The following is a 14,371-nucleotide window of genomic DNA, read 5'->3' on the forward strand; positions in this document are numbered from 1 at the left end:
CTGCGGTTAAAAAAGCAAATTGAATCAATCTTTGACTGGCCGCATTGTCGGGAACATCACGGCATCTCGGATGCTTTGAGTGTTAGTTAAAAGCATCACCAATCTGTCTACACCGATGCCCATTCCTGCACAATTCGGCATTCCCAAAGATAGCGCTTGGATGAAATCTTCATCCATTGGATGCGCTTCGTCATCTCCTGCATTCTTCTGTGCTAATTGCTCTTCAAACCGCTTTCTTTGCTCTTTCGGATCGTTCAATTCTGAGAATCCGTTGGAGTATTCTGTACCGTTAATAAATAGCTCGAAACGCTCGACAAATCCGGGTTTGCTGCGGTGTCCTTTGGCTAGGGGACTGACTTCGACTGGATAGTCGATGATGAATGTCGGTTGAATTAGTTTGGGGACAACTAATTTGTCGAAAACTGCGTAGAGCACATAGCCTAAACTCTGTTGTTCTAACTTGGAAAGGTGTAGTTCTAGCTTGGTTACGGAGGCGATCGCACTTTCGAGATCCAAACTGTCAAAATCCAGCCCAAACTCGTCTCTGACAGCTTCCACCATCGTTTTCACTTGCCAGTGTTTGCCGCTAAAACCGGGATATTTTTCGCTGTAGTCGTATTTGCGTTCTAAACTAATCGTTTCTCCCTGATTTTCAATTTCCTTGACATCGCCAAATACCGCTGCTGCTGCGAAACACATCACGTCTTCGACAACTCCTAAAATGTCGAATACATCTGCGTAAGCTTGGTAAACTTCTAAGGATGTGAATTCGGGATTGTGGGTGCTATCAATACCCTCATTTCTAAAGGCTTTTCCTAGTTCAAATACTCGCTCAAAACCGCCACAAATTGCCCTTTTTAAGAACAATTCTGGAGCAACGCGCAAATATAAATCTACTTCTAAAGCATTGTGATGCGTGATAAATGGCTTAGCAGCAGCACCGCCGTAAATTGCTTGCAGTGTCGGCGTTTCTATTTCGTAAAAACTCGCATTCCAGAGATAGGAACGGATGCTTTGCACGATGCGACTACGTAGCATGAAACGGTTGAGCGCATCTTGGTTGCTAGCTAAATCCATTTCGCGGTGGCGGCGGCAAACTTCGGGGTCATTAACTCCGTAATAAGCATCGGGAAATTGGATCGTAGCTTTTGATAAAAGCGTGAATTCCCGCACTAAAATAGAAAGTTCTCCCCTAGGGGTGCGGCAGCCGATGCCTTCTACGCCGACAAAATCGCCGACATCAAGCAATTTTTTAATTTGGTCAAAGCTCAAACCGACTTCGCCGGTGACGATTGCTTTTTCGATTTTGAGTTGAATTTTGTCTGTGGCGTCTTTTAAATCGATGAAGCCAATTTTGCCGCTGTCTCGCTTGGAAATAATGCGGCCGGCTAATCGCAGGGGGATTTCTTCGGGGTCACTTTGTCCGTTTTCGAGTTCTTTTCCCGGCTGACTAAATATTTCGCGCACTTGTTGGGCTGTGTGCGATCGCGCGTAGGATTGACTGGGATACGGTTCTATGCCTTGCGATCGCAGTTCGTCTACTTTTTGACTGCGGACTTCGGCTTCACTCAGAGTCATTACTTATTGCCTAATTAAAATTACCAATATCTTAGATCTTGCACTGCATTGTCACATTCACAGGCTTTCTGGTCTGTTCCACAACTCAATTCTTTTGTGGGTAGGCCGACAGCGGACGCCCGAAAGCTCGATCGCAACAGGTGCAAGATGTCAGAAACACCAAACTCTATCATAACTGAGCTGCCTGACGTGACCAATTTACTAAATAATTCAGATACACGCTGTCTTTCTGTACCCTGGCTGCTGAAATATTTGCGATCGCAAATTGTTATCGACAGCACAAAGCGGGCGAAACATTAAAAAATTAAGTTGTCTGTCGATCGCAACAGGTGAGATGATATGTAGTGCAGCCTCACGGCAGTTCCACAGAAACTGAACAGCAGAGACGCGGGCGATCGAACTCGACTCATCGCACCTCTGCCAGAATCGACCACACACACTCTTAGATATAAAAACCAGAATTATGGCTGTTGCAACTCAATCACAGACTGAAGAACTCTGCATCAACTCTATCCGCTTTCTCGCCATCGATGCGGTAGAAAAAGCAAAATCAGGACACCCAGGACTGCCGATGGGCGCTGCGCCTATGGCCTTCGTGCTGTGGGATCGCTTCCTGCGGTTCAACCCTAAAAACCCTAAGTGGTTCAATCGCGATCGCTTCGTACTCTCCGCCGGCCACGGCTGTATGCTACAGTACGCCCTCATGTACCTCGCCGGCTACGATAGCGTCAGCCTCGACGACATCAAGCAATTCCGTCAGTGGGAATCCAAAACCCCCGGACACCCGGAAAACTTCGTCACCGAAGGCGTAGAAGTCACCACCGGCCCCCTGGGACAAGGCATTGCTAACGCCGTCGGTTTGGCAATGGCAGAAGCTCACCTCGCTGCCAAGTTTAACAAGCCCGATAGCACCATTGTTGACCACTACACCTATGTGATCATGGGTGACGGCTGCCACATGGAAGGTATTTCTAGCGAAGCTTGTTCTTTGGCCGGACACCTCGGACTTGGCAAATTAATCGCCCTCTACGATGACAATCACATTTCCATTGAAGGCGACACTAACTTGGCCTTTACTGAAGATGTCGGCAAGCGTTTTGAAGCCTACAACTGGCACGTTATTACAGTAGACAATACCAAGCTCGACGAAGATACTAACGCAGAATCAGTTCACAAAGCTATTGAAGAAGCCAAAAAAGTTACAGACAAACCGACTCTGATTAAAGTCCGCACAGTAATCGGTTACGGTTCTCCCAACAAGCGCAATTCTTACAGTTCTCACGGTGCTGCTTTGGGTACCGATGAAGTGAAAGCAACTCGCGATTTCTTGAAGTGGGAATACGCACCGTTTGAAATTCCTAATGATGCTTTGACTCACTTCCGCAAAGCAGTCGATCGCGGTGCTGCATCCGAGCAAGAATGGAATAAAACTTTTGCAGATTATAAAGCAAAATATCCCGCCGAAGCAGCAGAATACGAACGCACGGTTGCTGGCAAACTTCCCGAAGGTTGGGATAAAGTTCTCCCGACTTACAAGGTAGAAGACAAGGCTGATTCGACTCGGAATCATTCTGGAAAATGTTTGAATGCTTTGGCTGCTGTGCTACCTGAATTAATCGGTGGTTCGGCTGACTTGGCATCTTCTAACATGACTCTGCTCAAGGGTGAAAAAGATTTCCAAAAAGGTCAATATGAAGGACGCAACCTGCGCTTTGGCGTGCGGGAACACGCTATGGGCGCGATCGCCAATGGTTTGCTACTCCACGGCGGTTTGATTCCTTACTGCGCCACATTCTTGGTATTTGCCGACTATATGCGCGGTGCAATTCGCCTCTCCGCACTCTCGGAAGCCGGAGTCATCTATGTCATGACTCACGACTCCGTAGCCCTGGGCGAAGATGGCCCCACTCACCAACCAGTCGAAACCATCGCTTCCCTGCGCGCCATCCCCAATTTGTTGGTGATGCGCCCTGCGGATGGAAACGAAACATCCGGCGCTTACAAAGTGGCGATTGAAAGCCCCAAACGCCCCACTTTAATGGCTTTGTCTCGTCAAAACTTGCCGAATTTGGCCGGAAGCTCGATCGAGGGAACAGCCAAAGGCGCTTACACTTTGTCCGACGACGGCGGCACTCCCGACATCATTTTGATCGGCACCGGTGGCGAAACATACCTCTGCGTTGATGCCGCTGTAAAATTGCGCGCAGCCGGCAAAAAAGTCCGCGTTGTTTCGATGCCTTGCTGGGAATTGTTCGACTTGCAAGATGCCGCTTACCGCGAATCTGTACTCCCGAAAGCTGTTACCAAGCGGTTAGCAGTTGAAGCAGCTTCTAGCTTCGGCTGGGGACGTTATTTGGGTTCCGAAGGCGACAGCATCAGCATCGACACCTTCGGCGCTTCTGCACCAGGCCCCGTTGCTTTAGAAAAGTTTGGCTACACCGTTGATAATGTGGTGGCTAAGGCTAAGGCGCTGTTGGGTTAATAAATAGCAACAGCATAATTTGTGGTGGGGCGGGCTTTGGGCTCGCCCCATTTTTTATAGCAGAAGGAAGTTCGGCAACGGATTTTGTAACGGATGTAGCGGATGGATGGAAGTTCGGCAACGGATTTTGTAACGGATGTAGCGGATGGATGGAAGAAGGCTTTAGTTATCTAAGAGAGAAGAAAGAAAGAAAGAAAGAAAGAAAGACACACGGAAAGAAGAAGGAGAAGATAAAACTTCAACCCGCTCCCGTCGCGTGAGAGTTTGTGTAGACGCGAATTCCATTCGCCCGGTCTTCTGTATATTTCCGAGATTTGAGATAAGTTATAAGTTATTGGGGTGAACTACCAGACACTGATGCTACGCATACAGCACTGGCTTCCTGATTCATCTTCGATGTGCTGTTGCTCCGTGAAACAAGTAGTCTTATCTTCCCTCCACAGGCAGGAGTCCTAGTTCCTAAGACCCATACTTTGTCTTGCTACACGCTCCGTTTAGCTTGGTTTTTGCCTAAGAGATAGTCGCCTATGATAGTGCAATTGTATCACTGATTCGCGATCGATCAACTTGTTTCTGGTTCGTTTTCATCCCGTCATCCACCTGAGTACAGATAGGGTGCGGGACTTCCCACTCACATTCAGTTAAATTCCCATACCCCATTCCCCATTCCCCATTCCCCATTCCATTTATGATTTGGAACTTGTTAAATAACCTGTTATTCACCGGGAATTATATTCCTCACGGCCACTGTTACCTTTGGCAGCGAGAGCTAGTCGCGCTCCACATAGTATCAGACTCTATAATTGCCCTGGCTTACTATTCAATACCGCTATCGCTAATTTATTTTATCACTCAGGGAAAAGACTTGCCCTTTCGCAACATCTTTTGGCTGTTCGCAGCTTTTATTATCTCCTGCGGCACTACTCATATAATGGAAGTTTGGACGCTTTGGCATCCTGTTTATTGGGTTTCTGGCAGTCTGAAAATCATTACCGCCGCAATTTCTGCTTACACCGCTTTTGCATTAATTCCTTTAGTTCCCCAAGCATTAACTCTCATCAGTCCAACTCAATTAGGGATGATCGATCGCATCCTGCAACAAGAAATCATCGAACGCCGAAAAACAGAAGCTCGCTATCACACTTTAACTGAAGCTTCGCCGATGGGAATATTTTATACAGACGCTTTAGGAGACTGCTTGTATGTCAACGAACGCTGGTGTCAAATTTCGGGAATGACCTGTGATGAAGCTTTGGGCAAAGGGTGGTTGCAAGGCATTCATCCAGACGACCGCCAGCGGGTTTGTGCCGAATGGTATAGCGCCGCGCAGCAGAAATTGCCATTTACATCTGAGTACCGCTTTCAAGGCATCGATCGCACTAAAATTAGTTGGGTACTCGGTCAAGCTGTCGGTAAAATTGGAGAAAATGGGGAGGTTAATTATGTTGGTACTATTACTGATATTACAGAACGCAAGCAGGTAGAAGAGGAAAATAGACTGCTCAATGAAACTCTGGAGAATCGAGTTGCTGAGCGCATTGCTAAAATGGAAATTTCTCACCACAATTTGCCCGAAGAAATAGCCTACCGAGAAAGAATTGCGATAACTCTGTTGGAATTGACGCAACTGCAAAATGCAATTCTTAACAGCACTCACTACACAATTATTTCTACAGATCCCGACGGTACAATTAAAACATTTAATCGGGCAGCACAGCAACTTTTAGGTTATTCCCCCGAAGAAGTGGTGGGGAAAGTCACGCCAGCAATAATTCACGATCCTCTAGAGGTAGATAAAAGAGCTGAAGTTCTTTCTCAACAATTGGGAGTAAAAATAGAGCCGGGAATGGAAGTTTTTGTTGCCTTGCCGCGCCGGGGAATAGCTGACCAAAATGAATGGACTTACATTCGCAAAGATGGTTCGCGATTTCCGGTGCAATTGTCGGTGACAGCCTTATTTGATCCTGAAGGAAATATCACTGGTTTTTTGGCGATCGGTCAGGATATTAGCGATCGCAAACAAGCCGAAAAAGAGCTGCGCGATCTCACCGCTGCCATGCAAAATGCGGTGGAAGGCATTTCGCGGGTGGACATTGAGGGACGCTACGTGAATGTTAACCGAGCTTACGCTCATAGATGCGGTTACAAACCAGAAGAAATGATCGGCATGGAATGGCAGCTCACGGTACATCCGGGTGATGTTGAGATGCTGCTCTGTGCTTATCAGGAAATGCTAACTTCTGGCAAAGTAGAAGTTGAAGCTAGAGGCGTCCGGAAAAATGGCTCGTTTTTTTACAAGCAAGTAACAATGGTAAAAGCTTGGGACGCCCAAGGGATATTTAACGGCAACCACTGTTTTATGAAAGATATCACCGAGCGCAAACTAACTGAAACAGCTTTGCAGGAAAGTGAATTCAAATACAGGCAAATAGTTGAATTAGCAGAAGAAGGTATTTGGGTAATTGACGGTAATGCCCTCACGACTTACGTGAACCACGCAATGGCGCGAATGCTCGGCTATAGTGAATTAGAAATGTTTGGTCGGCCGCTTTTGGATTTCATGGACGAACAGGAAAAACAACAAGCTCTTGATCATGTCGAGCGCCACAAGCAAGGTATTGGTGAACAACACGAATTTAAATTCAAGAGCAAGGATGGCAAAGATATTTGGACGGATATGTCTACCAGTCCAGTCATGGACTCCCAGGGGAATCTGCTGTCTTGTTGCGCCTTGGTTTACAACATTACACACCGCAAAGCAGCAGAGCAGCAAATGCTGCAACTTACAGAAGATTTGAAGCGTTCCAACGAGGAATTAGAACAATTTGCTTATGTAGCTTCCCACGATTTGCAAGAACCGCTCCGAGCCGTTACCAGTTACGCTCAATTGCTGGCCCAGCGCTATCAAGGAAATTTGGATGCTAAAGCAGATAAATATATTCATTATATTGTTGACGGCGCTACCAGAATGCAACAATTGATTAATGATTTGTTGGCCTATTCGCGCCTGGGAACCCGATGTAAAGAATTTGAGCTAGCCGATTGCAACGCTGCTGTCAACCAAAGTTTGTCTAATTTGCAAATTGCGATCGCCGAAACAAAAGCTGTCATCACCTGCGACGCGATGCCAACCGTGATGGCGGATGAATTTCAACTGGTGCAATTATTCCAAAATTTGATCTCCAACGGCATCAAATTTTGCCGCGAAGATATCCCGTTAATTCAGATCGCTGCCCAGAGGCAAGAGGGAGAATGGCTGTTGAGCGTCCGCGATAACGGCATTGGCATCGATCCGGAATATGCCGATCGCATTTTTATTATTTTTCAACGCCTGCACTCTCGCCGCGAATATTCCGGTACTGGCATAGGTTTGGCGATGTGCAAGCGCATTGTGGAACGCCACGGCGGGCGCATCTGGGTGGAATCTCAAGAAGAAAAAGGAGCGATTTTTTACTTTACTATTCCTATAATTAGTATCTGAAGGCTTAAATTTCATTTATTTTTTTTATAATCACAAGGATAAACCGGTTATGAGCGATCTAAGCACTGTTAGACGAGTTGAGATTCTGCTAATTGAGGATTCGCCAAGCGATGCCGATTTGGCCATAGAAGTCCTCGGTCAGGGTAAAATATTGAATAACTTGCATTTTGTGGAGGATGGAGTCGAAGCAATCAAGTTTTTACGCAAAAAAGCACCCTATCTGGGCGTACCCCGTCCCGATTTGATTTTGCTCGATTTGCATCTGCCGAAAAAAAGCGGTATTGAAGTGCTAGAAGAAATTAAAACTGACCCGAAGTTAAAATTAATTCCTGTAGTGATTCTCAGCACTTCAGCCGCTCCCGATGATATTTTTAAGTCCTACTCGCTCCACGCCAACTGTTACATAACCAAGCCTGTAGACTTCGTACAATTTACTAAAGTAGTCAGGTTACTTGAGGAATTCTGGCTCGCAGTCGTCAAACTTCCAGTAAATTATTAATTGATTGATGATTTGTGGCTGGCGTTCATTCAGTTGACAGTTGACAGTTGACTGCTTGAGTGCGACCTCTACCTAAAAGGAAGAGGATTGGAGTAATGAATAGTTTTCTTTTAATTTCTCCCCGATCAGGGTTCCGGCTTTAAACCAATTGTTTTTGGTAATGAAAGTTATCAAAAACGGATGCAATCCCCCAATTTATATCATTTTCGATTTTATCTGTGGAGTAAATCTAAAATCTAAAATCTAAAATCTAAAATCGACTGACTGTTACCAAATAATAACTTTCAAGTTAAAAATGGCAAGATCAAGCAAAAAAGTTTAAGCTGAAATGGGTAAAGTAAAAATTTTATAGTCAAAAAGGTCAAAGCTATGTGGATTAAAATTCTGTTAGTAGAAGACAATCCGGCTGATGCTGATTTGCTTGCAGAACTGTTAGAAGTATCTGTCGCAGTCCAGTGGGAACTCGTGCCTGTTGAGTTCCTCCATGAGGCGATCGCCCAATTGTGCAAACAATCCTTTGATATAGTCTTGCTAGACCTTTCTTTGCCCGACAGCCACGGTTTGGAAACCCTAACTCGCCTGCAAGAAGTTGCCCCGGATACGCCAATGGTGGTAATGACCGGCTTGGATGATGAGGCGATCGCACTTGAATCAGTTCGCTTGGGTGCCCAAGATTACATTGTTAAAGGTCAAATTACTACTCAATTATTAGTGCGGACGATCCGCTACGCGATCGAACGATCCCAAACATTTCAAATGCTGCGGGAAAGCGAGCGCCGTTTTCGGGCGATTTTTGACTCTTCGTTTCAGCTAACCAAGCTGCTCACTCCCGAAGGAGTCGTGCTGGAAGTGAACGAGACAGCCCTGGAGTTTACAGGAATGCGATCGCAAAATATTATCGGCCGCCTGATTTGGGAACAGCCGAATTGGCAACTGTCACCAAATGGTAAAGAACAATTAAAAGAAGGGATCGCCAAAGCTGGTATGGGCGAGTTTTTTCGTCGCGAAATAGACTTGTTAGGAAAAAGTGGCCAAATTGTGACAGTTGATTTCTCACTGAAACCTGTTAAAAATGAGACAGGACAAGTTTTGCTGCTGATTGCTGAAGCCCGCGACATTAGCGATCGCAAACGCGCAGAATCCGAAACTCTCAAAGCCCTCGCACGAGAAAAGGAACTTTCCGAACTGCGAGCTAAATTTGTGACAATGGTTTCCCACGAGTTCCGAACACCCTTGACAACCATCCAATTTTCAACTGGATTACTGCAAAATTACAGTTTTCAGTGGCCAGAAGAAAAAAGATCTACTCATTTTGTGCGGATTCAATTAGCCATCAAACGCATGACAGAGTTATTAGAAGATATCCTCGTAATTGGCAAAATAGAAGCAAATAGCTTACAGTTTCAACCCGTCTCATTAAACCTGGAAAAATTTTGCCGTCAACTGGTAGAAGAACAGCAGCTCAACGACAGCAACCAACATCCGATCGCCTTTATTCTTAAAAGTGACAACTGCGACGCTCAAATGGATGAAAAACTGATGCGGCAAATGTTGGGAAACGTCCTCTCAAATGCCATCAAATATTCCCCCACTGGCAGTCCAGTCTCCTTGCAGCTCAACTGTCAAAACGGAGAAGCTATTTTGCAAGTTCAAGACCAGGGTATTGGGATTCCCCAAGCCGATTTAGAGAGGATCTTAGAAACTTTTTACCGAGCTACAAATGTCGGCACTATTTCCGGTACCGGTCTCGGTTTAGCAATTGTCAAAAGGGCTGTGGAACTTCACGGCGGTCAACTGGCGATCGACAGTCAAGAAGGAAACGGCACAACTTTCACGATTACCTTGCCTTTAATTTGCGCTCCCAGCCAATAACAACTAAATTATCAACTATAAATATCCGCAGTTTAACGCTAATTTAAGTGCATAAAAAAACAAGTTTATCAAGTGTATAAACGCAAATCTTTTCAAAAAACTACTAACTAAAAGGAGCAATCACCGTGGTTAAAATTTTGGTAATTGAAGACGAAGAATCAATTAGAGAAAATATTTTAGAGTTGCTGGAAGCCGAGAATTTTCAAGGAATTGGAGCGACCAATGGTAAAATTGGCATCAAATTGGCGATCGCACAAATCCCGGATTTAATTTTGTGCGACATGATGATGCCGGAAATTGACGGTCACGGCGTCCTCGAAGCTTTGCGATCCGAACCACTAACTGCCACAATTCCGTTTATTTTTCTCACAGCCAAAGTCGATAAAAGTGACATTCGCACGGGCATGGAACTGGGCGCAGACGACTATATCACTAAGCCCTGTACGCCGCAAGAACTGCTAAAAGCAATTGCTATTCGACTTGAGAAACACAAAACAATTAGCAGACAGTCTCAAAAAACCCTAGACGAATTGCGCACCAATATTAGTATGTCGCTCCCCCACGAATTGCGGACTCCTTTGAATGCTATTCTGGGTTTTTCCGAGCTAATTATGTCAGAATATCAGGTTTTCGAGGAATCAGATATCTTAGAAATGATCGGTCAAATTAATACTTCAGGTCATCGTTTATATCGGCTGATTCAGAACTTTTTGCTATATGCAGAATTGGAGATGGCAGCTACAAATCCCGAACTGCTTCTTGAGATGCGAAACAGCGAATTTAGCTGCGTAAAATCTTTGCTGAGTCAAAAAGCGCGGCAGCAAGCAAAACTGGTGAATAGAACAGACGATTTACAATTAAATTTGCAGGATTCGTCCGTTGCCATTGATTCTATCAGACTCACAAAAATTGTTGAGGAACTGTTGGACAATGCCTTCAAATTCTCTTTAGAAGGAACGCCAGTCTTTTTAAGCACTTTTATAGAGGATCAGACTTTTATTCTATCTGTCAAAGACCAAGGGCGTGGGATGACTGCCGATCAGATTGCACAGCTACAAGCTTACAGGCAGTTCGATCGCAAACTTTATCAACAAGCGGGTTTGGGATTGGGCTTAGCCATCGTTCAACGCCTAGCAGAATTGCACGGAGGAAAATTTAAAATAGAAAGTTTGCCGCAGCAAGAAACAATAGTTTGCGTTTCCCTGCCAGTCTAAATAATATAGCGACTGCGCCCGATGTTTAGGACTTTCTGGCATTGCACTTTCCCTATGCGATCGATTGCTTCTTCCTTCTCTCGCGACGATAACTAAAGCCTTCTTCTTCCTTCTTCCTTCTTCCTTCTTCCTTCTTCCTTCTTCCTTCTTCCTTCTTCCTTCTTCCTTCTTCCTTCTTCCTTCATTGTGCCGGAGCGATCGCCCGTTTCACACATCGCTGCATATAAATTTGAGCTACCTTATCCCTAGGATTGACTTGCAGGCACGCCGAAAACAATCTTGTAGCTTCGACAAACCTGTCACTATTGTAGAAGACCAAACCTTGCTCAAAGATTGTCTTTGTCTCTAACTTTTTCTGTCGCAACTCCGGCGGATCTGCTGCAAATACTTCATAAATTGTGACCATGCGCGATTTGCCTTTCACTGTAACGCGATCGATCAATCTAAAATCATAAACATCGGTCAACTGTATAAAAGTATTATGAGTAATTAACATCGAAACTCCATACTCTTTTGTCAAATTTTCCACGCGGGAGGCTAAATTTACCGCATCGCTAATTACCGTGCTATCCATCCGATTTTGGCCGCCAACCGTGCCTAACATCAAAGAACCTGTATTGATCCCAATGCCAATTTGCAGCGGTGGGCGATCGGGCTGACTGCGACTACTATTATAATCATTAAGCTGTTCTAGCATCGCAATTCCAGCTTTCACAGCATCATCCGCACTGCCATTAAACAGCGCCATAATTGCATCGCCGATGTATTTATCAATAAACCCAAAATTTTCAGTAATTGCGGGTTCCATCCGCGACAAATAAGCATTAATAAATTGAAAATTTTCTTCGGGATTCATCAGTTCAGAAAGAGCCGTAAAATCGCGAATATCTGAAAACAGCACCGACATTTCTTTCTGTACCTGATCGCCTAGTTTTACATCCAGAATACTTTCATATCCCAGAAAGTGGAGAAATTGGTGCGGCACGAACCGCCCGTAAGCATCTGTTAATTTTTCTTCCGCTGCTAAAGCTTTTTCCAACTCGTCTGTGAATTGGCGGCGCTCGGTTTCTACCTCTTGACGCTCTGTGATATCTTGAAAAGCTGCGATCGCATAAACTATATTTTTCCGTTCATCGTAAATTGGAGTCGCCCAAACCTCGATCGGCACAATCCTCTCCGGGCGGTGAATTTCTGCATCATCAGCGTGTACCACTTCTCCCCGCAGCGCCCGCCTAATCGGTTGCATTTCGCCCGGATAAAGCTCATTACTTCCGGCGTAGTAAGTTTGATAAACTTCCGGCAAATTGGTAGAATTAACATCAGAAACTAAGCCTTTGCCAAGTATTTTCTCAGCCCAAGAATTCATGTAGCAAGGCTTCCCCATACCATCTACCACAAATATACCCACAGGCACAGCTTCCAGCAATTGAGTCAGCCGACTTTCGCTTTCTAACAGCGCTTCATTTAACTTTTCTTCAGCTACCAAAGCTTTTTCCAAATCATTCGTAAACCTCAGCCGTTCCACATCAACCAGTCTTCGCAAAGTAATATCCTCAGCAAAACCCTGATAGTAAAGCAGTTCACCACTAGCATCAAAAACAGTGCGCGCGTCCTCAGAAATCCAGATAATACTACCATCTCGGCGGTAAACTTCCGACTCAAACTCAGACACAGTACCGTACTGTTCCATCAGCGCAAAAAACTCTTGACGGCGGTGCGGTTGCACGTACAATTGCCGCTGAATATCATTAACACTTGCGATCAATTCTTCATGGGAATCATAGCCGTAAATTTGAGCCAGAGCAGGATTAGCGCTGAGCAACTTTCCATCAGGTGCAGTCTGAAAAATACCTTCAAGAGCATTTTCAAATATCTGGCGATACTTCTCTTCAGCTTGCACCAGCGCGGTTTCAGCTTGCTTGCGTTCCGTAATATCAGTAAAAGCAATAATCCCGTAGCAAATATCGCCGATAGAATCATAAATAGGAGTCGCCCAACTCTCCACCGGAATAACCTTATTCCCAGTCCGAATTTCTACACCCTCAGTCCGCACTGTTTCGCCCCGGAGCGCCTGCATAATTGGCAACTCTTCCACAGGACATCTCTGATTAGTTCCGGCTTTATAAAATTGATAAATTGCTGCTTTCTGCTCCGAATTAATATGTGGCACAGTGCCTTTACCAAATATCTCCCGCGCCTTCTGATTTGCGTAAAAAGATTGACCATTCGCATCCAGCACGCACACACCCAATGGCATAGCTTCCAGATATTGCGTCAACCGACTTTCGTTCTCGTGGAGTTTAGCAATCAGCATCGCCTGCTTGCGGCTTAATTTTGCCAACTCCTGATTCATCTCCTGAAGTTCTACTTGTTTTTCAGCTAATTGTTTATCTTGAAAATATTTATATATTGCCTCAGTAACAGTTAATTTTAAGTCATCAGATTGCCAAGGTTTAGGTATATATCGGTACAATTTAGCATAGTTTATAGCATTAGCTACCGCCTCCAAATCAGCCTGCCCTGTCAGCATGATCTTGAGAGTGTTCGGCGAGATAGCATGAACGCTCCTCAATAGCTCGTCTCCTTTCATATTCGGCATGATATGATCGGAAATAACCAAAGGAACTTCATACTGTTCTGCTAAAAGTTCAGACAGCAACTCCAAAGCTTCTTCGCCGCTTTGGGCAGTTTCAATTAAATATTTATCTTCAAAGGCTTTTAGCAGGTCTATTTCCAGACTATCGAGTATAGTCTGCTCATCATCGACACAAATAATAACTGGTTTTTTCATAACTTTGCTAGACCAGACTTAATCGCTTCAATTAATTCTTGATTTTGCCAGGGTTTTTGTATAAAAGCATGAAGATTTGCGTGAGCTTTTGTGCGTTCGATTGCTTCCTTATCTGCTTGGCCCGTCAGCATCACTGTCACAATTTGCGGATATTTTTGATGAATTTTAATCAGCAACTCATCTCCTTTCATTCCGGGCATCAACCAATCAGAGACAATTACTAGAATGTTAATCTCATCTTCACATAGCTCTTGAATAATCTCCAGTGCTTCGGCAGCACTTTCAGCAAATTCGCAAAGATATTTACCGTTAAATGCCTGTTGCAGTTCAATTTCCAGACTTTCCAACACCGCTACTTCATCATCAACACACAAAATTGCTGGTTTAGACATCGCTAGTTTTCCTCCTTTAGTCTGGCAGGGTGAACCCCGATGGGTAAGCACACCGTTTTCCA

9 protein-coding genes are annotated in these 14,371 nt (G+C 44.8%); 5 read left to right on the forward strand and 4 right to left on the reverse strand.

What is annotated here, in order from left to right; all coding sequences use genetic code 11:
• Positions 1 to 24: 24 nt before the first annotated feature.
• Entirely contained in the window at positions 25 to 1,578 is a 1,554-nt protein-coding gene (gene lysS / locus K4039_RS03000) for a lysine--tRNA ligase (RefSeq protein ID WP_265233642.1), read from the reverse strand.
• A gap of 463 nt (positions 1,579 to 2,041) precedes the next feature.
• Between lysS and tkt the strand changes: the two genes are divergently transcribed.
• The 5 genes from tkt (at position 2,042) to K4039_RS03025 (ending at position 11,126) form a co-directional block, all read left to right on the forward strand.
• Positions 2,042 to 4,060 (forward strand): transketolase, encoded by a 2,019-nt coding sequence (gene tkt, locus K4039_RS03005; protein WP_265233643.1) that lies wholly within the window; start codon positions 2,042 to 2,044, stop codon positions 4,058 to 4,060.
• 688 nt (positions 4,061 to 4,748) lie between these two features.
• Positions 4,749 to 7,541, forward strand: coding sequence for a PAS domain S-box protein (locus K4039_RS03010; protein ID WP_265233644.1), 2,793 nt, complete (start codon positions 4,749 to 4,751; stop codon positions 7,539 to 7,541).
• 49 nt (positions 7,542 to 7,590) lie between these two features.
• Positions 7,591 to 8,040 carry a response regulator gene (locus tag K4039_RS03015; RefSeq protein ID WP_265233645.1) on the forward strand — a complete coding sequence of 150 codons (450 nt, stop codon included), beginning with the start codon at positions 7,591 to 7,593 and terminating at the stop codon, positions 8,038 to 8,040.
• 369 nt (positions 8,041 to 8,409) lie between these two features.
• Positions 8,410 to 9,912, forward strand: a complete 1,503-nt coding sequence (locus K4039_RS03020) for a hybrid sensor histidine kinase/response regulator (RefSeq protein WP_265233646.1) — start codon at positions 8,410 to 8,412, stop codon at positions 9,910 to 9,912.
• Between the two features lie 125 nt (positions 9,913 to 10,037).
• Complete coding sequence (locus K4039_RS03025) at positions 10,038 to 11,126, forward strand: response regulator (RefSeq protein ID WP_265233647.1); 1,089 nt, start codon at positions 10,038 to 10,040, stop codon at positions 11,124 to 11,126.
• A 92-nt stretch (positions 11,127 to 11,218) separates the two neighbouring features.
• Here K4039_RS03025 and K4039_RS03030 read toward each other — a convergent pair whose 3' ends face one another.
• The 3 genes from K4039_RS03030 to K4039_RS03040 are packed head-to-tail and all read right to left on the reverse strand — an operon-like array spanning position 11,219 to position 14,309.
• Positions 11,219 to 11,341: a hypothetical protein gene (locus tag K4039_RS03030; protein WP_265233648.1), complete on the reverse strand. Its 123-nt coding sequence runs from the start codon at positions 11,339 to 11,341 to the stop codon at positions 11,219 to 11,221.
• Positions 11,308 to 13,917: a PAS domain S-box protein gene (locus tag K4039_RS03035; RefSeq protein ID WP_265233649.1), complete on the reverse strand. Its 2,610-nt coding sequence runs from the start codon at positions 13,915 to 13,917 to the stop codon at positions 11,308 to 11,310. The genes K4039_RS03030 and K4039_RS03035 overlap by 34 nt, the downstream gene beginning before the upstream one ends.
• Positions 13,914 to 14,309 carry a response regulator gene (locus K4039_RS03040; RefSeq protein ID WP_265233650.1) on the reverse strand — a complete coding sequence of 132 codons (396 nt, stop codon included), beginning with the start codon at positions 14,307 to 14,309 and terminating at the stop codon, positions 13,914 to 13,916. The genes K4039_RS03035 and K4039_RS03040 overlap by 4 nt, the downstream gene beginning before the upstream one ends.
• Positions 14,310 to 14,371 lie beyond the last annotated feature (62 nt).

Origin of the sequence: Lyngbya sp. CCAP 1446/10, from assembly GCF_026130175.1 — a bacterium.
Classification (GTDB): domain Bacteria; phylum Cyanobacteriota; class Cyanobacteriia; order Cyanobacteriales; family Microcoleaceae; genus Microcoleus.